Raw genomic sequence first — 21,313 nt, forward strand, 5'->3', positions numbered from 1 at the left:
TTGTATCTGAAAATTGATAAGTTTATTAATCTTTCTATCTTCAATGGGTTATATCAGTCACTTTTAGGTATGGGGCTAGCCTTGATAGCATCGAAATATGTTATCAAGGCTTAGCTATTTGAGGGAGTGTCGTAGTATTGATAACAGCTAAAAAGATCGTACTGCCGCTGCGGCAATGATTCCTGCTGCGATTGCTGGTAGAGGTTTTTTAACGACGAACATGACGAGTGCTGTAGAAAATAGTGCCGCTCTAGCTCCGTTGTCACCTTCTACGGCAAGAGGTGTTAGAAGGGCGACTAATACAGAACCTGACATCGCTGTAATAAAACGTTGAACACGCTCGCTAATTGGAACAAATGACATGACATACACACCACCCCAGCGTGTTGCTAATGTGACTAATGCCATTGCAATGATTATCAATAATGTACCACCAACATTTGTTTCGATATTCATGATTTCTTCTCCTTCCAACAAGCTCCCAAGACTCCACCTGAGATAGCACCAACTACAACATGGCTGTTTTCAGGTAAATACCAATATGCCAACATTGAAGATGCTGCTGCTGAGGTCCAAATAGTAAAAATTCTTAAACTTTTAGGTCCAACGACGACCATGGAAAGTAAAAAACAACCCATAACCATATCGAGACCAAGGCCGACAGGATCTTGGATTGCGCTACCAAAGTATATGCCAACCCAAGTGCCAATGATCCAAAACGACCAAAGTGCTAAACCACCACCAACGAGCAATCCAAAACCGGGCTCCTTCCTCCCAAATGCATGGAGTGCCATTGCCCAGTTTGCGTCCGAAGCTATCAACATCACACCATATCGTTTTGTCGGAGGAAGTTGACGTAACCAAGGATATAGTGTCGCCCCCATCAAAAGATGACGAGCATTGATCGCGAATACGGTAATAAGAACTGGAATAAGGGGTACTTCTGCTCCCCACATATCCAACGTAGCAAACTGTGAAGCACCTGCAAAAACAAGTGTGCTCATTAACATAGTTGGAAATGCATCTAGTCCAGTTTGTACAGCAGCAACACCGAATGCGAGGCCAAATACGATCACAAACATAGAAAGAGGAAGAAGCTGTGTGAAGCCGTTCCAGACGTCGATACGTGTAAACTCGTGTAACTCAGTCGAGGAGCGTTGAAGGTGTTGAGTATTTTTTGTCATAGAGGTACCTAGCCAGCAGGCAATGGGGCAGATCCATTGAAAGATCTTGTTGTTATTTTGTAAACTGCATGTTTAACATCAATTGGTTAGGCTTTCAAACGTTATGTCGTAGATAAAATACCTGATCGGTGGCGAAGGCCGAATCTAGAAAGCTTAATTTAATCAATAACATGTCCAAACTATTAAATAAGAAATCGAGCACGCGGCTCCCTGTTTCATTCTCCTAGGAAGATCGAATAGTTTTCTTTACCTATACATGAGGGTTTGCACTGTCACAAATCGTGTATAACTCAGGGAAGGCAGTGTCTGAGTACGTGATTTAGACCAGATCAAGCTTAGTTTGAAGCGACTCATTACATCTTTGGAAATAGGCAACTGGCAAGTTTGATTCGTTGTCTCAGAACCTTGTGATGCGTCTTGAGTTGTAAAATGTCTCTTCTCAATGTCTACGGTTACTAAGCAAACCAATACACCTGTTAACTGACCGAGATGTACGTAAATGGAGTGGGGGGGAGTGTTGGAAAACAGCGGTTGTGATTCGAATCATTAAGTTATTCATATTTATACATAGTTGATCATGAAGCTGTAACCCTTTCATACCATATTACACTTCTTGTGCAATTAAATGAAAATGATTGTCATTCAATTATGTTATTGCTAATCTATTGTGAAAATTTACAACACAATGATTGATGCACTAAAGTGTATATAAAACCCCTCTAAACCCTATCAAAACTACGGTTATTCGTTTGCTTTGCGTTAAAATTAAGCACATCTACCTCTTTTGTTCTACCCCTTTCGGGTAGTTCGATTTCGTAATTGATTTACATCATATTTTCATTTTCTTTCATAATTCATTATTCGGTTAGTTAAGAAATATATAACCTTCAGGAATTCTTATGAGCAAGATGAAGCTAGTCGTAATCGGTAACGGGATGGTCGGTCATCGCTATATCGAAGATTTAGTCGAGAAGACAGATGTTGCGAACATGGACATTACTGTGTTCTGTGAAGAGCCACGTGTTGCGTACGATCGTGTACACCTTTCTTCTTATTTTTCACACCATACTGCGGATGAACTTTCTTTAGTTAAAGAAGGTTTCTACGAGAAACACGGCATTAACATGCTGATCGGTGAGCGTGCAATTAACGTTAATCGTGAGAGAAAAACAGTTTACTCGAGCACTGGCCGTGAAATTCAATACGACAAACTTGTTCTTGCTACTGGCTCTTTCCCTTTCGTTCCGCCAATTAAAGGCAACGAAGGTAAAGACTGCTTTGTTTACCGTACCATCGAAGATCTGAAAGCTATTGAAGCAACCGCTAAGAATTCAAAATCTGGTGTTGTTGTTGGTGGTGGTTTACTTGGTCTTGAAGCAGCAGGCGCTCTAAAAGCACTTGGCGTGACAACACATGTGGTTGAGTTTGCTCCTAAGTTGATGGCTGAGCAACTTGACCTAGCTGGTGGTAACCAACTTCGTCAAAAAATCGAACGTATGGGCGTAAACGTACATACAAGCAAGAACACGCTTGAAATTGCTCCTGAAGGCACTGAAGCTCGTAACGTAATGCGTTTTGCTGACGGAACAGAACTTGAAACAGATTTTATCGTATTTTCTGCCGGTATTCGTCCACAGGACAAACTTGCTCGTCAAATGGGTTTGGGTATTGCACCTCGTGGCGGTATCGAGATCAACGATCACTGTCAAACAACGGATAAAGATATCTATGCCATCGGCGAGTGTGCGTCTTGGAACCAAACTTTCTATGGCCTAGTGGCTCCAGGTTACAAAATGGCGACTGTTGCAGTCGATCACATTGTAGGTAACGAAAGCACATTTGAAGGTGCTGACATGTCTGCGAAGCTTAAGCTTCTGGGCGTAAAAGTAGGTTCAATCGGCGATGCAAATGGTCGAACTCCAGGTTGTAAGAGCTACGTTTATCAAAACGAAGAGCAGGAAATTTACAAACGCCTAATCGTTTCTGAAGACAACAAGAAGCTTCTTGGTGCAGTAATGGTAGGGGATACTTCTGATTATGGTGATCTTCTTCAACTTATGTTGAACGAAATCGATCTACCAGAACACCCAGATGCATTGATTCTTCCTGCTCATGCGGGTGCAGAAAAACCAACCCTTGGCGCGGATTCTCTACCTGAAACTGCAGTTATCTGTTCTTGTTTCGATGTAACCAAAGGCAAGATTGCACAAGCGGTTGCTGAAGGTCATCACACAATTGGTGATATTAAAGCAGTAACAGGCGCAGGTACTGGCTGTGGTGGTTGTATCCCGTTAGTAACTTCAGTACTAAATGCTGAGCTTGCTAAAGCAGGTGTTGAAGTAAAAAATGACGTTTGTGAGCACTTTGCTTACTCTCGCCAAGAGCTTTTCCATCTGATCCGTATCGAAGAAATCAAAACATTCGATGAACTACTAGAAAAATACGGTAAAGGCTACGGCTGTGAGGTGTGCAAACCTCTAGTGGGTTCTATTCTTGCTTCTTGCTGGGGTGAACACATCCTTAAGCCAGAGCTAGTGAAACTGCATGATACCAATGACAATTTCCTGGGTAACATCCAGAAAGACGGTACTTACTCAGTTATTCCTCGCATGGCGGGTGGTGAAGTAACGCCTCAAGCTCTAAGTGTTTTGGCTGATGTTGCGGCTGAGTACAACCTGTATACCAAGATCACAGGTGCACAGCGTATCGGTCTATTTGGTGCTCAGAAAGATGACTTACCAGCAATCTGGAAGAAGCTAATTGCTGCAGGTTACGAAACGGGTCAAGCTTACGCAAAAGCACTACGTATGGCTAAGACGTGTGTAGGCTCAACGTGGTGTCGTTACGGCGTTCAAGATTCAGTTGGCCTAGGCGTGATGATCGAGAACCGTTACAAAGGTATCCGTACGCCTCATAAGATGAAGTTTGGTGTATCTGGCTGTACTCGTGAGTGTGCCGAAGCGCAAGGTAAAGACTTAGGTATCATCGCAACGGATGCTGGTTGGAACATGTATGTATGTGGTAACGGTGGTATGAAGCCTCGTCACGCAGACCTACTAGCAAGCGACCTAGACCAAGAAACGCTGATCAAATACATCGATCGTTTCATGACGTTCTACATCCGCACGGCTGCGCCACTGCAACGTACTTCGGTATGGATGGATAACCTAGAAGGTGGTGTTGAATATTTACGTGAAGTCATTGTTGACGACAAACTTGGCCTTAACGATCAACTTGAAGCTGACATCGCTGGCCTAGTTGATAACTTTGCTTGTGAGTGGACTGATACTATCAACGACGAAGCTCAACTTAAGCGCTTTGCCCACTTCATCAATGCCGATGACCGTGATGAGAACGTTGTATTCGTTGATGATGGCCGTGAACAACACCGCCCAGCAACATTCACAGAAAAACACCCAGAAGCGAAGGGCGACATCCTTCACGTTGAACTGGTTTAATTGGGAGACGACATCATGGCATTTACCAAAGTTTGTAAGATCGAAGATATTATTCCAGGTACCGGTGTTTGTGCATTGGTTGGTGGTGAGCAAGTTGCTATTTTCCGCCCAACTAAAGCCGAAGAAGTGTTTGCTATTAGTAATACTGATCCGTTTTTCCAATCAAACGTTTTATCTCGTGGTTTAACGGTTGAGCACAAAGGTGAGCTTTGGGTGGCGAGCCCACTTAAGAAGCAACGCTTTAATCTCACAACTGGCGTGTGTATGGAAGATGAGAGCTTCAGCGTAAAAGCGTACAAAGTTCGCGTAACTAAAGGTGCGGTTGAAATCGCTGCTTAGTTTAACATCGACCTAGTCAGTTAAATCGCAAGATTCGATAGATCAAGGGTTCTAGTTCCCGGTATTGCCTTAATTCGGCAACTAGAACCTTTTCCTATCCAATTTTTACTTTTAACTTTTTTAAGGACAACCTTATGTCTCCTGATTTCAAACCAGCTGAATTCGTTCAAACGATGATCGATGTGGGTGAAGCTAAAACAAAGACAAGTACGCGTGATCTTCTGATTCGAAGTACAATGGCAGGTATCATTCTTTCTCTTGCTGTTGTTGTTGCTATTACAACTATCGTACAAACAGGTATTGGTATTGTTGGCGCACTAGTGTTCCCAGTCGGATTTGTTATTTTAAGTGTGATGGGTTACGACTTGGTTACTGGCGTATTTGGCTTGGCACCTCTAGCGAAATTCGACAATCGCCCTGGCATTACTTGGGGTCGTGTTTTACGTTGTTGGGGCCTTGTTGGCCTTGGGAACCTAATCGGTTCTCTAATTGTCGCTTTCCTTGTTGCAGTATCACTAACGGGTAATTTCTCCCTTGAACCAAACGCAGTTGCTCAAAAGTTCATTGCTGTTTCTACTGGTCGTAGCTTAGGTTTTGAAAACATGGGCATGGACGGGTGGATCACGTGTTTCGTGCGCGGCATCTTCTGTAACCTAATGGTATGCCTAGGTGTGATCGGTAACATGACTGCGCGCACAGTGTCTGGCCGTGTAGCGATGATGTGGTTCCCAATCTTCATCTTCTTCGCACTAGTCTTTGAGCACACAGTAGTAAATATGTTCCTATTCCCACTAGGTATGATTCTTGGCGCTGACTTCGGTATCGCAACTTGGTTGAACTTCAACCTTATCCCAACCATCCTAGGTAACATCGTTGGTGGTCTTTTCTTAGCATGTGTTCCTTTGTTCCTAACACACGCTAGAACTGCTCCTTCTCTAGGTGCTAAGTAATTGACTACCTCTGTTGAATAGAGCTAGCAGTTAAAACAAAATTAATCAGCCCCTCGCATCATGTTTGGGGCTTTTTTGATCGTATTTCGAAGTTAAGACTTAGCCTATTGGGAGGCCTAATAACCATCGATGTTAAGGGAATCGATGATCTATTTGGGCCGTAATAGATTGTTTTGTTATATAAACTTCTATCTTGTTTAGAATTAATCGTGAAGTTTTATCGAAACAACTGGTAGTCTAGAGGTAGGGATATTGGTAACTCATAGAATTTTACTGTGGGTGGCTAAACAGAATTAAGCTTGAAATATAACAAGCTAACTTTCGGAGCAAAGCATGTCAGAAGTATCGCCATCGAATGTTAATACAGGAAACAAAGGATTTGTTTCATTAGTGGGTGCGGGTCCAGGTGATCCCGATTTATTAACGGTTAAAGCGGCGCGTGTTATTCAACAAGCCGATGTTTTGGTTTACGACCGTTTGGTATCAAAAGATATCTTGGCTATGGCAAACTCAGAGGCAGAAATGCTGTATGTGGGCAAAAAGCTAGATCACCACTGTGTACCACAAGATCAGATCAACCAACTACTTGTTACTAAAGCGCAAGAAAATAAGCACGTAGTGCGCCTTAAAGGTGGAGATTCGTTTATCTTTGGCCGTGGTGGTGAGGAGTGTGAAACACTTGCCGAAAATGACGTAAAATTTGAAGTCATTCCTGGCATTACCGCTGCAGCTGGTGCCACTGCCTATGCTGGTATTCCACTGACGCATCGAGATCATGCGCAAAGCGTTCAGTTTATTACGGGCCACCTGAAGAAGGATGGCGAAGATATTGACTGGCGTTCACTTGCTCAACACAACCACACCATCGTGTTTTACATGGGCTTAAAAGAGAGCCCTAATATTCAAAAGAATCTGTTTGAGAATGGTATGCGTGCTGATATGCCTGTTGCCATTATTGAAAATGGTACACGTAAGGAACAGAAGGTGTTTCGCGGTGGGCTAAGTGACTTGGCGAATTTAGCTAGTCAGGCAAAAAGCCCAGCTTTGATTGTTGTAGGCAGTGTCGCTCAACTTCATGAAAAGCTAGCTTGGTTTAAAGAACAAGTTTAGCGTGTAACTGGTAACTGGTAACTGGTAACTGGCTCAATCCTTAATTAAGTCAATAGATAGCCGACTTGCTCTCAGGTTGACTAAAAGCGGATTAAATACTGCAGCGGCTATTTTGTCGCTGCATTTCTTGCTGTCTCATTGGCATCTCGTCAATGAGGTTGGTAAGCAAATTCCAATCTGTTTTTCCATTCCATCTATGTTTTTCTTTTCCGTCTTTTCCTATTAAAACAGCCGTATGTGACCCTTTAGGGATCTGATAGCTGTTGGTAACGGCCTTTAGATTGAACTCTTCATTTAGCCAAGTCGGAACGGTGTAACCACTTTCTGCAATTACCATGACGACGACATCTCGCTCGTCCAATTGACAATTATTAATTAGAACTTCGTTTAAAAAGTCTTTAACCACTGAGTCTTCAGTGGGAGCAAAATAAATCACACTTCGATGTGGTAAAACTTTTGAATGAGAGTAGACAGGATAAGCAAAGGCCGAGTTGATCGTTAAGCTCATAATTAATACCGTACTGATAGTCAGTAGTGTTAGTAGCGAAAACCACCAACTTGTGTTGTATGAATCGCTTGTTCCTCGCCATCGGCTTGGTAGGACGATGTTTGAGAATGATTTGAGTATCTGTCGTTGTTGCATAGCCAAACTCCATTTAATAAGCCTTTGCTCAAGAGCGAACTAACAACTCTCTCTATAAAGTGTAGAATCCAACACCACTACATTCCAATTCTATCGGGGAACATCGAGCATAGATCGCTTTGGTATAGGTGAACTTACGTTAACGATAGCCAACAGGTTCATTTTATTAAATAAAGCGACTCGCATTTCACAATTGAATAGAATAGGGTATACGGAAAATCTAAAGGTATGAATTTATGGAAAATATAGCAATTTTGGTCGACGTTCAGAACGTTTACTATACGACACGCGATAAATACCGTTCTAACTTCGACTATAACCAGTTTTGGTATGTTGCCACGGAAGGACGTAACGTAATTGCAGCCAATGCCTACGCTATCTCTAGTCAAGATCCTAAACAGCGTCAATTTCACCATATTCTTCGCGGTGTTGGCTTTAATGTGAAGTTAAAACCGTTTATCCAGCGCCGAGACGGCAGCGCAAAAGGGGATTGGGATGTAGGCATTGCGTTAGATGCGATAGAACTTGCCGAGACGGTTGATACAATTGTTTTGGTATCAGGTGATGGTGATTTCGAAATCTTGGTTGAACGAATTAAAGAGCGCTTTGGTAAACCTGTTGAAGTATACGGCGTTCCCGGATTAACGGCTCAAAATCTTATCGATTCTGCCTCAAAATTTGTACCGATTGAAAAAGATTTCTTACTATAAGAGAAATCTCGCATTTTATAATTGAAATCAATAATAACGATAATTAGAATGCAAACTATTATTATTTATCGGTTTGTATGATGTCGCGCGTTTTAGTTGTTGATGATGATATTCAGTTATGTGAATTGTTGGGTGAAGTGTTGGAGAATGAAGGGTATCACGTCGATACCGTTCATTGTGGTGAGTCTGCGCTTGAGTTTATCCAATCTCATCCCGTTGATTTAGTCTTGCTTGATGTAATGCTACCTAACCTCAGTGGGATACAAGTGGCAAGACGCATTTGTCAGCGTTTCGCAACGCCCATTCTCATGTTGACGGCTCTTAATGATGACGCTTCAATGTTAGATGGTTATCAAGCTGGCGCAGACCAATACATAGCCAAACCTTTCAACGTTCCTGAGTTGTTGACTCGCATTAAGGTTATCTTACGAAGAGTAGGATTTGAACGTCAGAGGCAATCTTTGGCTTCATCCAATCAGGGATTAGGCGAGCAGTTGGCTCGTTTACCGTTAACCGGTACTGAAAAAGACTTGCTCGATTATCTCGTTAAAAATGATGGCATCGTTGTCTCCAAATCTGATCTCCAAATCCATGTACTTAAGAAAGAACTGTGTCCTTTTGATCGTAATTTGGACATGCATATCAGCAATATACGCCGAAAGCTTGTGCAGGCGGGCTTGTCAAAACAACATATTAAAACTGTTCGTGGTAAAGGTTACAGTTACCTAGAGTCGTTAGGAGCATGAGTAAAAAACTGCTGCGTTGTCCTGACTTTATCGCCAAGCGTAAAGATGGTTTAACATTCCAACTTTTCTCGTACCTGACGATTATCATTATCAGCATTTTTATTTTCCAAGCTGTAGCTGAGAAGGCCTTGATGAAGGCATTACTAAAAGTCCCAGACTCTGTGAAGCACGAGATGCTAGACCTCGCATATCAAGCTAATGTGTTAATCGAAGAAGGGGACATGGATGAACTTGCCGACTGGGCAAACGCTCAGCAGTATTACCTATTTGTTTTGGGAAAAGACAATCACCCGATCACACATAGGCACATGCACCCACACTTTGAATTCAAGTTGCGTTTCTTAAGAACGTTAGATCATCAATTGGATGCCGTTGTGAATCGGCCGATATTTGGCCTACCTTTAAATGACGGTAAAAGCCTAGTTATCCAATTACCGCACCGGTTCCATCCCGCTAAGTCGTTTGGTTTGTACTCGTCCTTAATGAAGGTCTTTATCGCTTTCATCATCCTGTCTTTGTTCTCTTTAATTATGGCGCGTAGGCTACAACAACCTTTGGATCGTTTGCGAGAAGCGAGTCGACGTTTAGCGGAAGGTGACTTTTCGGTACAAGTCGTCTCTGAATTGAAATCAAATACACGAGAATTTAATGAATTAGCAGTGGATTTTGATCACATGACGTTTGAGATCAAATCTCTCGCAGAGAAGCAGCGTCGATTAATACGAGATGTCTCTCATGAACTCAGGACTCCATTAGCAAGGCAGAACCTCGCATTGCACTTATTGCGTAATAAAGTTGATGAGAAGAGTATAGGCTTACTAGATCGTATGGAAAGCGAAACAGAAGAGATGAATAAGCTGGTGGGCGAAATACTCGAGTTTAGCCGCTTAGAAACCTCTCGTTATGATTCCAAATTTAGCCTGATGCACCTCGAGCACTATTGCTCGATGTTGATCGCGCAGATGCAAAACGACTTAAAACCGAATCAAACTTTGGTTAGTGATCTAACGATGCCTACGCCGATGGTTAACGTTGATGAGCGACTGCTTTTAAGAGTTATTGGAAATTTGGTTGGTAATGCTATTAAGTACGCTGGCGAGAATGCTCATATCGTTATATCAACGCGCGAACTCGTTATCGATAAAAGTTACAGTGTCATATGTGTAGAAGATGATGGTGAAGGCATTCCTCATAGCAAGATTGCAGGCATTTTTGACCCGTTTACACGGATAGAGTCAGCCAGAGATAAACAATCCGGTGGTTACGGCTTAGGCCTTGCGATTGTTAAAGAAGCAATGGGCGTGATGAATGGGCACGTTACTGCTGAGAATAGAGACAGTGGAGGCCTTAGAGTAAACCTGATGTTCCCAATCGCCGATTAGCTGCCCGTCCCTGTAAAACAATACACAATAAAAAACGCCACTGCAGATGCAGTGGCGTTTTATTTTTATCAGCTAAGGCATAGCCATTAATTACGCCTTAACTTAAAAGCAAGAGCATCAAAGAAGCTAGATTATGCCTGTTGGCGTGCTAGTTTAACTTCTTCTTCTTTCTCGCCAGCTGCTGGGTCGTTAAAGCGAGCTTCGTCGAAAGAACCTTCAGACTTCGCAACGATGATCGTTACGGCACTATCACCTGTGATGTTTACTGCTGTACGAATCATGTCAAGAAGACGGTCAACACCCATGATAAGCGCGATACCTTCAAGCGGTAGGCCTACTTGGTTCAATACCATCGCCAGCATAACAAGGCCAACACCTGGAACACCCGCTGTACCAACAGACGCTAATGTCGCCGTTAGGATAACCATCAGGTAGTCACCCATAGTAAGGTCAATGTTGTATGCCTGTGCGATAAACGCTGTCGCAACACCTTGCATGATAGCCGTACCATCCATGTTCACAGTTGCACCTAGGGGTACAGTGAATGATGCTACTTTATTGTCTACACCCATGCGGTTCTTAGCTGTTTCCATTGTTACTGGAATGGTTGCGTTCGAAGAAGCCGTTGAGAATGCAAACATGATTGCATCTTCCATCTTACGTAAGAACGTAATAGGACTTAAACCGGTGAAACCTTTCAACATCGCACTGTAGGTAACCAAACCGTGCAGAAGTAGGGTACCAGCAAGCACTAAGAAGTATTCTGCTAAGTTCCAAATTGCACCTAAGCCAAGACCTGAAAACAGTTTTGCCATTAAGAAGAACACACCGTAAGGGGCTAGGTTCATTAGTAGCGCTACTAACTTCATGATAACTTCATTCAGATCTGAGAAAACCGCAGCGATACGTTCGCCTGGCTTACCTGCAGCACTAATAGCAATACCAAACAACACGGCAAAAACGATAACTTGCAGTGTTTTTCCTTCAGCCATCGCCTGGATAGGGTTAGTAGGGAACATGTCGATGATGACTTGACCCAAAGATGGTGCGTCCGCTGACTTGAAAGAGCTTGCAGCAGTAAGATCTGCACCTGCTCCTGGCTGGAATAAGTTACCGATAGTCAGAGCCAGTGTGATAGCAACGGCAGTCGTACCGATATAAAGTGCTAACGTCTTACCGCCCATACGACCAAGAGTTGATAGGTCTTTCAGTGAGCTTGTACCACACACTAGTGAAACGAAGACTAGTGGAACAACAAGCATTTTCAAACTGGCGACAAAGATTTGTCCGCCTACTTCAAAGAGTCCGTTAACGATGTAGTTGTTAACAAATCCGCTGTCTGCAAAAAGAGATTGAATGGCAAATCCCGTAAATATACCTACGACCATACCGAGGATAACTCGTCCAGTCAGAGACATAGGTTTCTTGGTATTCATTTAGAACACTCCTTATTATTTATAACTTTGACACCTTTTCAAAGTGAGCAGGAGATTAGCAGTCGGTTGATTAAATCGAAAAACAAAAAATTGCTTAGGCATTATAGATGTGATCAAAATCACTGATAAATTTGTAAAATAAACAAGTGTAATTAAACTTATTCACTATTTATTTACATTTATCGAGGCTTTTATACATAAAAACATCGTTTCAAAGGTAGTAAATAAGATAGAAGGTTTTCTTATCGGTTTTGGGGTTGGATTGATGGAGCAAATAACCTTGTAATAAAGTGTTGTGCACTTATTTGTGAATGAATCATTAAGTCAGAGGATCAAATGATGTGTTGAACGACAATTTCTGGTGGAGAGGACAAAGTCTTTCTAAGCGCTTTACAAAACTTTACGAATGCAAAGAATGTAAATTTAATGCAAATGGTAATAATTATCACTTATATTCACCTCCGAAATGACTCAGTGGTACCGGAAACGGGACAACAACGGACACAACAAAATAAAAAGTGTTCGAATAAAAGAATAAATCGGAGTAAAGGACATGTTTTCAAAGAGCCCATTGGCTTTAGTGATCGGCGCGGTACTAGCTTCACCGGCAGTACTGGCAGAAACAGTAAAAACAGATGAACATATGGTTGTTGAAGGTCGAGATTACGGCTACAAAGCCGACACGAACACAACAGCAATGCGCATGGAGGCGACTCAATTAGAGACTCCGGGACAAGTTTCAGTAATTGATGAGCAAATCATCGATGAACAGCGTGCAACAACCTTAGGTGACGTTCTTAAGAATGACGCGAGTGTCAGTGCTGGTGGTACTAGTCGTAACCGTGAGCGTTTTTCTCTGCGTGGTTTCTCGGTAGAGAGCTCTTCAGGCTTCCTGAAAAATGGCCAACAACACTGGTCTCACTACCGCCAACCAATCGAACTGTTAGAGCGTGTTGAAGTACTTAAAGGACCATCTGGCCTTCTTTACGGTATTTCTGCGCCAGGTGGTTTGATCAACATGGTAAGCAAGAAGCCAACTTACGATACACAAGTAAGTCTTAGCCAAGACATCGGTTCTAATGATCACACTCGCACGACTCTAGATGTAAGTGGCGCATTAAACGATGCTGAAACGTTACGCGGCCGCGCAATTCTATCTAAAGAAAGTTACGGTTCTTGGAGAAAGTACGGAGATGGTACTGAGCCACAAACAGAACGTTTTGTTGGTGGTGTATATGTTGATTACGATGTTACTGAAGACGTAACGGTTTCCGTTCATTACGATAAGACGAACGACGAAGGTAGCGTAGATTCTGGTGCACTATACACACTGGATGGTAACCGAGTTGGTAACGATAAACAGATCTGGGATGCGCAGTGGTCACAGATTGAAAATGATGTTGAAAACGTAGGTTTTGATATTGCTGCTAATCTAACTGATACATGGTCAGTGAAAACAGGTTTCAACTACCAAGATTTCGAACGTATAGATATGGAAAGCTACCCAAGCTTTTCAAATATGAACCCTGACGGTACGGGTACCGTGACTCAAGGCGGTAACTACCGTCATGACAAATGGCGTTTTAGAACGGCTTACGTAGATCTAACGACAACCGCCGATCTTGCGGGCACAGAACACCAATTACTATTCGGCGCTAACTGGTTAGGTTACAGCTACTACCGTGGTATGGATCGTTTCAGCAGTGGTGAATATGCACCAGATGCAACAGTACCAGTACCTTCAGTAGGAGCAACATCGCTAGGTAAGATGAGCACTTACGATACTTGGGGCTTCTACATTCAAGATCTAATTACTATCAATGACGAATGGCAAGTTCTTGCAGGCGCCCGTTTCGATCGTAAAGTAAGTTCTGGCGTTGCAGAAGAAAACGTAGCACCTAAGCTTGGCGTGATTTACCACCCAGTATCAAACGGTAGCATCTACGCTTCATATTCTGAAAGCTTCGAACCACAAGGTGTTGTTTCTAGCGGAAGCCGTAACTACACCAACGATGGTCAACTTCTTGATGCAGCAACAGGTGTATCATATGAAGTAGGTACTAAGTGGGAGCTAATGGATGAGCGTCTATTCGTATCCGGCGCAGTATTCGATATTACGCAAGAAAATATCTCGATGGATGTAGAAGACACTGCATCAGGTGATTGGACGAAGACACAAGGCGGCGAACAACTTCACCGTGGTGCTGAACTAGCTGCACAAGGCTTTATTTCAGAGCGCTTCTCAATGTCTGGTTCTGCAATGTACTTAGATGCGGAAATTGCTAATCATGAAACATACGCGGGCAATCGTCCAGTAGATGTACCTGAATTTGCAGCAAGTGTTTGGTCTACTTATGCCGCAACAAATGAAGTTGATGTAAACCTTGGTCTTATCTATGAAGGCTCTCGTTACGGTGATGATGCGAATACTTTCAAGAAAGATGGTTACGCCCGTGTTGATATGGGCGCAGCATACACACTTAAGTACGACGACTCTCTTGATTTCGTAGCGCGTCTAACAGTAGAGAACGTATTTGATAAAGAATACCTAGCGGGTGGTGGTTCTACTTCTTCAAGTCACCAATTTGCTGAGGACGTAGTTATTGGCGAAGGCCGCAACTACATGGCAACGTTACAGGTAAAATACTAATTTGTTAGTAGGGTACTATTGTTAGCCTAAATATTAAGGGGAGGGTTTCTACTTTCCCCTTTCGTGATTCTGCTATTTCGTAAAATATCCCTAGTAATGTGAGTGACTTTTAATGATAATGAGACTGCTTATCAATAAAACTCATTTGACCTTCTTCTATAGTAAATGACTACAATTATGAATCTTTTAAAAACTAGCCTAGCACTTGCCATCAGTTTGGTTGCAACGTCTTCTATGGCAAACAGCTTGGATCAAGCTCAATCAATTCAAAATAAGACCAATAACGCGTCGGCTTCGAGCCAAAAGGTTATTGATAAAAGTTCGCAAGCGACCTTGATGCTGCAAGCTGAGATTGAGCGTCTGCAAGAAGAAGTGAAGAATCTAGAAATCTATCACGACCATCTTGCAGCATTGGTTGATAGCCAAAACAAAGAAGCTCAGAGCATTGAAGCGCAGATCGACGAAATCAAATACACACGTCAAGGTGTTGTACCTTTGATGTATCAAATGATCGATGGCCTTCAACAGTTAGTCGAGCAAGATATTCCGATTAAGAAAGAGCAGCGTCTAGAAAGAGTTGAAAAGCTACAAGCAATGATGACTCATGCTGATGTCAGTGATGCAGAGAAATACCGTCGCATCCTAGAGGCATACCAAATCGAGATGGACTACGGCATCAAGCTTGGTGTGTACCAAGGTCGTGTCGCATTGGCGAGTGATAAAACGATCGAGGCAGATGTTCTGCACTTAGGTCGTATCTCTTTGGTTGCTCGTAACCTAAATGGCAGCCAGTACTGGGCTTGGAATCAAACAGATGCTCAGTGGCAAGAACTTGATTCTTCTATGAAATTTGAGCTCGTTAAAGCGTATGATATTGCTAGCCAACAAGCAGCCCCAAGCTTGATTACTTTACCTGTTTCTTTAACTGTTGCGGAGGTTAAGTAATGAACTTAAAACCATTAGCAGCATTGCTTTGTATTACGTCACTTTCATTTTCTGCTTTCTCAGCTTCCGACTCAACGGCTCAGCTCGTTAACAAAGCAAAATCAGAGAACCGTACTCAAGCTTCTCACAACGTAGTTCGTGAAGCTGACTTTAAAAAGACTGAACAAGAACTTAAAGCGATCAAAGCGGAGCTTGAAGCGAAACGTACATCGGTTCAAAATGCGACAGACGTTCTTACTCAAACCTTCAGCGACAACGAAAACAAGCTTGCTCGTTTAGAAGAAAAATTGCGTTTAGAAACGGGTAGCCTTGGTGAGTTGTTCGGTGTCGTTCGTCAAAACGCGAAAGAACTAGGTGCAGAGCTTAGTTCAACAGTAAATAGCGTTGATCGCGCTGAGCACACAGCGACCGTTGACCAAATTATCGATGCTAAATCCCTGCCATCAATGCCACAACTTTCTGGTTTGTGGATGAGCATGGTGGAACAGATCCAAGCAAGCTCAGAGCTTAGCAAATCTCAAATTGCATTCATCAATGGCGAAGGCAACACACAGTCTGTCGACGCTTATCGTTTAGGTTCAATTGGCTTAGTGACAGACCAAGGCTATGTTAGCTGGAACACTCAGCGTGAAGATGCAATTGCGTATCTGAAACAGCCATCAAATGGTCCAACGTTAGCGTCACTTTCTTCACTTGCGAATGGTGACATATCTAATGTCGTTGTCGATCCTTCTCGCGGGTTCATGCTCGAGCAATTAGCACTGACGCCAAGCCTAACTGACCGTCTACAAGCGGGTGGTGTGGTTGGTAAAGTGATTCTTGGCCTGCTGGCAATTGGTTTAATCATCGCATTGGTTCGAGGTATTTCTTTGGTTATCGCTCGCCAGAAAATTCGCGCTCAACTTAAGAACCCAGAGCAAGCGGGTGACAACCCTCTAGGTCGTGTTCTTGCAGTTTACAACAAAGAGCAAAACCAAACGGTAGAAGCGTTAGAGTTACGACTTTTAGAAGCGGTTGTTGATGAGCAGACTCATTTAGAGAAAGGCCTATCAATGCTTAAACTATTGGCAGCATTAGCACCAATGTTGGGCCTTCTAGGTACAGTAACGGGTATGATCGAAACATTCCAAGTGATCACACAGTTTGGTAATGGCGACCCTAAAGTAATGGCGGGTGGTATTTCGATGGCGCTTGTAACTACGGTACTTGGTCTGGTTGCTGCAATGCCTCTTCTACTGGCACACAACATTCTTAGCAGTCAAGCGGAAAACATTCGTAATATTCTTGAGAAACAAGGTATTGGTCTTGTTGCTGAGCAGGCTGAAAAGACCGTTGAATCAAACGCTGTTGTTTCACCAGTTGGGACTGCTGCGTAATGGATATTTTGTCGGGTTCTCTATTACCAGCGAGTTGGTTAACGAGTGACTGGCTGCTGTCTTTATCAAGCTTTATGGAGCAGGGCGGTTTCGTCTTGTGGTGGCTAGCGGCTGTTGTCCTAGTGTATTGGGTGCTTGTGGTTGAACGTGTGCTTTATCTTGCGTTCTACTTTCCTAAGCAACGCCAAGCTTGGATAGCGAAATGGCATGAAAGAGAAGATCACTCTTCTTGGCATGCCAAAGCCATTCGTGAAGGTTGGTTAGGGCAAGCGAGTATCTTGCTTAACCAAAACTTGAATTTTATTAAGCTGTTAGTCGCTATTTGTCCAATGTTGGGTTTGCTAGGCACTGTAACCGGTATGATCTCTGTTTTTGATGTTATGGCGACACAAGGCAGCAGTGACCCTAAATTGATGGCTTCAGGTATCTCGTTAGCAACGCTGCCAACCATGGCAGGTATGGTTGCTGCATTAGCGGGCATGTTTGTCCATGCACGTTTAGCGAAAGTGTGTAACCGCTTAGAATTAAAATTAGAAAAATCTTTAAGGAGTCAACGATGAGACTCGGTCGACGTCATTCTAAAAACGAAGAGGCTCAAATAGACCTTACTTCGATGCTTGATATTGTCTTTATCATGCTTATTTTCTTTATTGTGACCAGTTCATTTGTTCGTGAATCAGGGGTAGAAGTCAATCGCCCACAAGCTTCTAACGTAGTTAGCCAAAAGGATGCGGGCATCTTTGTCGCGATTACATCTGCAAATGACATTTTCATTGATAAGCGTGTCGTTGATGTTGAACGTGTACAAGCGACGTTAGAGCACTTGTTGCTAGAACAACCTGATGCTTCTTTGGTTATTCAAGCGGATGAACACGCTTACAACGGTACTGTTGTTAAAGTGATGGATGCCGCGAAAGGTGCAGGTGTTAAAAACATTGCGCTTGCTGCTGATAAGCGATGATCTTGGAGGATCTTCATAAATGATTCGCCTATTTCTTGCTTTACCGTTAGCGGGTGCATTGGGCTTAGCTCTGTTTTCTTTTATGGCCTGGATGGTCGACAATGGCCATCAAGGTTCACCAGACGATAGCGAGACGTTAAGTTTCAACATGGTAATGGTGGAACAAGAACAAGAAGTCCAAAGACGACAACGCGCAGTCCCTGAAAAACCAGAAATGCCAGAGCCACCACCGGAAGCGCAAACGTCTCAGTCACAGGCTGAAGTTACGCCTCTGAATTCGATGTCTTCGCTGCCTTCATTGGATTTGAATACATCGATTGACGGCCTAGCGATTAACGCACCGACATTTTCTGATTTTGGGTCGAACCAACAGGCAATGCCTCTGTATCGAGTAGAACCTCGTTACCCAGCTAAAGCGTTGAAGCGCGGCGCTGAAGGTTTTGTCAGTTTGTCGTTTACCATAGATGAAACAGGACGCCCAATCGATATTGAAGTGATTGAAGCCAACCCACGTCGCATGTTTGAACGTGAAGCGATACGTGCACTGAAAAAATACAAGTATCAGCCTAAGGTTGTGGATGGAAAATCAACCCCTCAATTTGGTCAAACATTTACCTTTGAATTCAAGTTGGATAAATGATGAAACAGATATGGATATTAATGGGCTTGTTATTATTGCCCCTTACGACACAGGCGCAAGAGCTATCCCAATATACTGCTATTCGTGTTCAAAAAGCGCATAAGCTTGCTCAAGATGAACAGGTTAAACAGGCGATTGAAGTACTTGCAGGTTTAGAGCTTTCTAAAGGATACGACAAAGCATATGTAGCTCGCATGCTGGGGGTGTTTTATTGGCAAGATGGTAAAACTGATAAGGCGATTCAGCAGCTGACTTATGCCGTCGATACTAATTTACTGGTGGATGAACAAGCTTGGGTAACGAAGCGTATGCTTGCTGATTTGTTGCTGAATGATCAGCAGTTCAAACAAGCACTTCCGCACTATTACGAGTTAGTGAAAACAGCGCCAGAAAAGGAAAAGAAAGGCACACTGTGGATGCGAATTGCCCAAGCTGAATACCAAATTGAAAACTGGTCAAAAACCCTAGTTGCAATTGGTAATCGAGACAAATTCAATTCGAAAGTAGAGTTGTCATCTCTATCGTTGAAGTTGGGCGCGCAGCTTCAGTTAAAACAGTGGAAACAGTCTATTCCAACACTAGAAAGCCTCATTGAACTTCAACCAGAGAAAGATAACTGGTGGCGTCAGCTTGTTGGTATCCAGTTAAGACTGGAGCGTAATCGTGATGCATTGAATACGCTGGCGTTGGCTGATCTGCATGGTGTTGAGCTAAAAGATTCAGACCGCAGGCTGCTTGCTCAATTATATGCGAAACGAGGCATTCCTGAGCGTGCTGCTCAAGAGATCGCTAAGTTAGATGGTGCGAACAGTGATGTTCAACTTCTGGCGGAGCAAGCAACTTACTGGCAGCTAGCGAAAGAGTGGGACAACGCGATTGAAGTGTGGACGTTAGCGTCTAAAAAAGACACTCGATACCACTGGAATGTAGCTCAGCTTTTGGTTCAGCAGGGTTATTATGATCGAGCGTTGGTTGTTTTAGACAAAGTGAAAGACAAAAATAAACAGGCCGACGTAGCATTGGCAAAAGTGCGTTCTTGGTATAAGTTGAAAAACTTAGATAACGCACTCGCTCAAGCTAAGCGTGCGAATAACATTGAACCCTCTTCTGAAGCAAAAGGTTGGATTAAATATCTAACTCAACTACGAACAGTAACCGAGAATGGAAATGTCTAATAGCTGTAAACAGAAGATAAGAGATAGTACATAAAAATGAGAAAAGCAAAAGGGTGCCATTTGAACGTTCAAATGGCACCCTTTTTGATATCTTGCGTTAAACTTTTGCGCGCTTGAGTGTCCGGGAGGGCAAACAGCGAAAACTAAGTTCTAAGCGTGAGCATTCTAAGCTCAAGGATTGCACATCGTACCGATTGGAATTGCACTTTGAATCACACCACTTTTATCAGCGATCCAGTTTATAGTGCAATCACGATACGGGTCTTTAAAGGCGTGCAAAGTATTGCCATTATCTAAAGGCTTTTTAGTCTCAACCCAAGCATAGTTTCGCGATTCCCAAAAACTGATAGGGCGCGAACGTTCAGTTAGGTACAGTGCTTGTATATCGGTTATGTTTGAGCCGATGTGTTTTTGGAGGCGGTCTTGCTTGCTTGCTATTTGGCTGGTACAAGCCGTCACCAACATGGCAAAAGCTAAAATAATAATACGCATTTTAAAATCCTTTTAAACTTGTGTAACTGTACCTAATTTATAATCAATAAGTTTAATCTACTCTAAACCGCATCACATCAATCGCTGAACACATACACACCTCAATGATGTCTATAGTGATCTCAGTGCAAAACCTCGTAAGTACTCATCCATGCACACTGCGTCCTTTGTCTTAAAGTTGCTCAATCCACCTGTTTAGCTCTTGTTGACCTTCAGCTTTTGTCGAACTTTAAACGGCGACTAAGCACCATGAATACAAGTTAGCAAGAATATGCATACAGTTCGATTACTTCCCGTGTAATGTTATGTAAATTTTCTTCTACCGCTCGGTAAACGTAAACAATGTAAATTGAATGCCAATACGAATGATTATCAACTAAATTGTCGCCATAAAATTTATAGGTATTGGTTTGTATGTCGTTAAAAAGTAGGGCGGTTCAATCATGGGCTCGTCGACTTCATGTTTATATTTCAATGGCGCTTCTGTTCGTTGTTCTTTTCTTTTCAGTGACAGGTATCACCCTGAACCGGCCTGAGTTATTTGAATCAACGCAACCCAATATCCAACGATCGACGTTAACGCTTCCTACGAATTTATTCATGATACAAGAAGGACGATTAAAAGCCGATGAAACGGCCTTTGAAACGTTTCTGTTTAAAGAAGCCAACTTATCTGGCGTTCCTTCAGGTTTAGATATCTACGCAGAGATTGAAGACGGTGAGTTGCTCATCGGCGAAGTGTCTATGGACTTCAAAGGACCAGGCTACAACGCCTCTGTGTTCGTTGACGTGACGTCTGAAATGGTAGAAATCGAAACAACCAATTACGGCGTTATCGCACTGTTGAACGACCTACATAAGGGACGCGACAGCGGTGAAGTATGGAAGTGGTTCATCGATATCACTGCACTGTTGATGATCTTCTTTGTGCTTACTGGCGTGTGCTTATTGTTACCTAAGAAAAAAACACTCAACACCTCCATCAAATGGACGGTATTTGGCTCTGCAATCTCACTTGCTATCTATTTTGTCGCCGTACCTTAATCGCTTGATTCAATTGATGGATTGGATTGAGCAACGAATGAAAGGTTAAACGGATTTAAAAGGTTGTTAAAC

The 21,313-nt window shown here is 42.9% G+C and carries 20 protein-coding genes; 15 read left to right on the forward strand and 5 right to left on the reverse strand.

What is annotated here, in order from left to right; translation table 11 throughout:
• Positions 1–147: 147 nt before the first annotated feature.
• Together SJY39_RS18365 and SJY39_RS18370 are read right to left on the reverse strand one after the other, a co-directional pair.
• The gene (locus tag SJY39_RS18365) at positions 148–456 is read right to left on the reverse strand and encodes an AzlD family protein (protein WP_010429877.1); all 309 of its coding nucleotides are present in this window, start codon (positions 454–456) and stop codon (positions 148–150) included.
• Entirely contained in the window at positions 453–1,184 is a 732-nt protein-coding gene (locus SJY39_RS18370; protein WP_016789131.1) for an AzlC family ABC transporter permease, read from the reverse strand. Before SJY39_RS18370 ends, SJY39_RS18365 begins: the two co-directional genes overlap by 4 nt.
• An 899-nt stretch (positions 1,185–2,083) precedes the next feature.
• Between SJY39_RS18370 and nirB the strand changes: the two genes are divergently transcribed.
• The 4 genes from nirB to cobA all read left to right on the forward strand — a co-directional run bounded on the left by nirB (position 2,084) and on the right by cobA (position 7,041).
• Entirely contained in the window at positions 2,084–4,642 is a 2,559-nt protein-coding gene (nirB, locus tag SJY39_RS18375) for a nitrite reductase large subunit NirB (protein ID WP_016792854.1), read from the forward strand.
• A gap of 15 nt (positions 4,643–4,657) precedes the next feature.
• On the forward strand, positions 4,658–4,981 hold the full coding sequence (nirD, locus tag SJY39_RS18380; RefSeq protein ID WP_016792855.1) for a nitrite reductase small subunit NirD: 324 nt from the start codon (positions 4,658–4,660) through the stop codon (positions 4,979–4,981).
• A gap of 134 nt (positions 4,982–5,115) precedes the next feature.
• On the forward strand, positions 5,116–5,931 hold the full coding sequence (locus SJY39_RS18385) for a formate/nitrite transporter family protein (RefSeq protein ID WP_010429867.1): 816 nt from the start codon (positions 5,116–5,118) through the stop codon (positions 5,929–5,931).
• Between the two features lie 333 nt (positions 5,932–6,264).
• A complete protein-coding gene (gene cobA, locus SJY39_RS18390; protein WP_016767164.1) occupies positions 6,265–7,041 on the forward strand; it encodes a uroporphyrinogen-III C-methyltransferase in 777 nt (258 codons plus the stop codon).
• 91 nt (positions 7,042–7,132) lie between these two features.
• Here cobA and SJY39_RS18395 read toward each other — a convergent pair whose 3' ends face one another.
• The gene (locus SJY39_RS18395; protein ID WP_016792856.1) at positions 7,133–7,684 is read right to left on the reverse strand and encodes a DUF4174 domain-containing protein; all 552 of its coding nucleotides are present in this window, start codon (positions 7,682–7,684) and stop codon (positions 7,133–7,135) included.
• A gap of 236 nt (positions 7,685–7,920) precedes the next feature.
• Between SJY39_RS18395 and SJY39_RS18400 the strand changes: the two genes are divergently transcribed.
• From SJY39_RS18400 to SJY39_RS18410, 3 genes are all read left to right on the forward strand, one after another.
• Positions 7,921–8,394 carry an NYN domain-containing protein gene (locus tag SJY39_RS18400; RefSeq protein WP_010429860.1) on the forward strand — a complete coding sequence of 158 codons (474 nt, stop codon included), beginning with the start codon at positions 7,921–7,923 and terminating at the stop codon, positions 8,392–8,394.
• 80 nt (positions 8,395–8,474) lie between these two features.
• A complete protein-coding gene (locus SJY39_RS18405) occupies positions 8,475–9,140 on the forward strand; it encodes a response regulator transcription factor (protein ID WP_016785287.1) in 666 nt (221 codons plus the stop codon).
• A complete protein-coding gene (locus SJY39_RS18410; RefSeq protein ID WP_010429856.1) occupies positions 9,137–10,522 on the forward strand; it encodes a sensor histidine kinase in 1,386 nt (461 codons plus the stop codon). Before SJY39_RS18405 ends, SJY39_RS18410 begins: the two co-directional genes overlap by 4 nt.
• 131 nt (positions 10,523–10,653) lie before the next feature.
• On the opposite strand, the gene SJY39_RS18415 is transcribed toward SJY39_RS18410, so the two are convergent.
• A complete protein-coding gene (locus SJY39_RS18415; protein WP_010429854.1) occupies positions 10,654–11,958 on the reverse strand; it encodes a dicarboxylate/amino acid:cation symporter in 1,305 nt (434 codons plus the stop codon).
• Positions 11,959–12,511: 553 nt separating this feature from the next.
• Between SJY39_RS18415 and SJY39_RS18420 the strand changes: the two genes are divergently transcribed.
• The 7 genes from SJY39_RS18420 (at position 12,512) to SJY39_RS18450 (ending at position 19,705) form a co-directional block, all read left to right on the forward strand.
• Positions 12,512–14,608, forward strand: coding sequence for a TonB-dependent siderophore receptor (locus SJY39_RS18420; RefSeq protein ID WP_016785286.1), 2,097 nt, complete (start codon positions 12,512–12,514; stop codon positions 14,606–14,608).
• Positions 14,609–14,785: 177 nt separating this feature from the next.
• Positions 14,786–15,553, forward strand: a complete 768-nt coding sequence (locus SJY39_RS18425) for a DUF3450 domain-containing protein (RefSeq protein ID WP_016792857.1) — start codon at positions 14,786–14,788, stop codon at positions 15,551–15,553.
• Complete coding sequence (locus SJY39_RS18430; RefSeq protein WP_010429845.1) at positions 15,553–16,929, forward strand: MotA/TolQ/ExbB proton channel family protein; 1,377 nt, start codon at positions 15,553–15,555, stop codon at positions 16,927–16,929. Before SJY39_RS18425 ends, SJY39_RS18430 begins: the two co-directional genes overlap by 1 nt.
• Positions 16,929–17,489, forward strand: a complete 561-nt coding sequence (locus SJY39_RS18435) for a MotA/TolQ/ExbB proton channel family protein (RefSeq protein WP_010429842.1) — start codon at positions 16,929–16,931, stop codon at positions 17,487–17,489. The genes SJY39_RS18430 and SJY39_RS18435 overlap by 1 nt, the downstream gene beginning before the upstream one ends.
• Positions 17,486–17,890, forward strand: a complete 405-nt coding sequence (locus SJY39_RS18440) for a biopolymer transporter ExbD (RefSeq protein WP_004739212.1) — start codon at positions 17,486–17,488, stop codon at positions 17,888–17,890. Before SJY39_RS18435 ends, SJY39_RS18440 begins: the two co-directional genes overlap by 4 nt.
• A 19-nt stretch (positions 17,891–17,909) precedes the next feature.
• On the forward strand, positions 17,910–18,530 hold the full coding sequence (locus tag SJY39_RS18445) for an energy transducer TonB (protein WP_010429821.1): 621 nt from the start codon (positions 17,910–17,912) through the stop codon (positions 18,528–18,530).
• Positions 18,531–18,550: 20 nt separating this feature from the next.
• A complete protein-coding gene (locus SJY39_RS18450) occupies positions 18,551–19,705 on the forward strand; it encodes a lipopolysaccharide assembly protein LapB (protein WP_016792459.1) in 1,155 nt (384 codons plus the stop codon).
• 171 nt (positions 19,706–19,876) lie between these two features.
• Here SJY39_RS18450 and SJY39_RS18455 read toward each other — a convergent pair whose 3' ends face one another.
• The gene (locus SJY39_RS18455) at positions 19,877–20,197 is read right to left on the reverse strand and encodes a hypothetical protein (protein ID WP_010429815.1); all 321 of its coding nucleotides are present in this window, start codon (positions 20,195–20,197) and stop codon (positions 19,877–19,879) included.
• 414 nt (positions 20,198–20,611) lie between these two features.
• Between SJY39_RS18455 and SJY39_RS18460 the strand changes: the two genes are divergently transcribed.
• Positions 20,612–21,241: a PepSY-associated TM helix domain-containing protein gene (locus SJY39_RS18460; RefSeq protein ID WP_016792460.1), complete on the forward strand. Its 630-nt coding sequence runs from the start codon at positions 20,612–20,614 to the stop codon at positions 21,239–21,241.
• Positions 21,242–21,313: the final 72 nt, after the last annotated feature.

Source organism: Vibrio sp. R78045, assembly GCF_042466085.1.
Classification (GTDB): Bacteria; Pseudomonadota; Gammaproteobacteria; order Enterobacterales; family Vibrionaceae; genus Vibrio; species Vibrio cyclitrophicus.

Bases quoted from the DNA above. Each gene is read 5' to 3' on its own strand.
- SJY39_RS18430 (WP_010429845.1), top strand. From the start codon at position 15,553: ATGAACTTAAAACCATTAGCAGCATTGCTTTGTATTACGTCACTTTCA.
- SJY39_RS18440 (WP_004739212.1), top strand. From the start codon at position 17,486: ATGAGACTCGGTCGACGTCATTCTAAAAACGAAGAGGCTCAAATAGAC.
- SJY39_RS18415 (WP_010429854.1), bottom strand. From the start codon at position 11,958: ATGAATACCAAGAAACCTATGTCTCTGACTGGACGAGTTATCCTCGGT.
- SJY39_RS18450 (WP_016792459.1), top strand. From the start codon at position 18,551: ATGGGCTTGTTATTATTGCCCCTTACGACACAGGCGCAAGAGCTATCC.
- SJY39_RS18425 (WP_016792857.1), top strand. From the start codon at position 14,786: ATGAATCTTTTAAAAACTAGCCTAGCACTTGCCATCAGTTTGGTTGCA.
- SJY39_RS18405 (WP_016785287.1), top strand. From the start codon at position 8,475: ATGTCGCGCGTTTTAGTTGTTGATGATGATATTCAGTTATGTGAATTG.
- cobA (WP_016767164.1), top strand. From the start codon at position 6,265: ATGTCAGAAGTATCGCCATCGAATGTTAATACAGGAAACAAAGGATTT.
- SJY39_RS18420 (WP_016785286.1), top strand. From the start codon at position 12,512: ATGTTTTCAAAGAGCCCATTGGCTTTAGTGATCGGCGCGGTACTAGCT.
- SJY39_RS18370 (WP_016789131.1), bottom strand. From the start codon at position 1,184: ATGACAAAAAATACTCAACACCTTCAACGCTCCTCGACTGAGTTACAC.
- SJY39_RS18435 (WP_010429842.1), top strand. From the start codon at position 16,929: ATGGATATTTTGTCGGGTTCTCTATTACCAGCGAGTTGGTTAACGAGT.
- SJY39_RS18385 (WP_010429867.1), top strand. From the start codon at position 5,116: ATGTCTCCTGATTTCAAACCAGCTGAATTCGTTCAAACGATGATCGAT.
- SJY39_RS18455 (WP_010429815.1), bottom strand. From the start codon at position 20,197: ATGCGTATTATTATTTTAGCTTTTGCCATGTTGGTGACGGCTTGTACC.
- SJY39_RS18410 (WP_010429856.1), top strand. From the start codon at position 9,137: ATGAGTAAAAAACTGCTGCGTTGTCCTGACTTTATCGCCAAGCGTAAA.
- SJY39_RS18400 (WP_010429860.1), top strand. From the start codon at position 7,921: ATGGAAAATATAGCAATTTTGGTCGACGTTCAGAACGTTTACTATACG.
- SJY39_RS18365 (WP_010429877.1), bottom strand. From the start codon at position 456: ATGAATATCGAAACAAATGTTGGTGGTACATTATTGATAATCATTGCA.
- SJY39_RS18395 (WP_016792856.1), bottom strand. From the start codon at position 7,684: ATGCAACAACGACAGATACTCAAATCATTCTCAAACATCGTCCTACCA.
- nirB (WP_016792854.1), top strand. From the start codon at position 2,084: ATGAGCAAGATGAAGCTAGTCGTAATCGGTAACGGGATGGTCGGTCAT.
- nirD (WP_016792855.1), top strand. From the start codon at position 4,658: ATGGCATTTACCAAAGTTTGTAAGATCGAAGATATTATTCCAGGTACC.
- SJY39_RS18460 (WP_016792460.1), top strand. From the start codon at position 20,612: ATGTCGTTAAAAAGTAGGGCGGTTCAATCATGGGCTCGTCGACTTCAT.
- SJY39_RS18445 (WP_010429821.1), top strand. From the start codon at position 17,910: ATGATTCGCCTATTTCTTGCTTTACCGTTAGCGGGTGCATTGGGCTTA.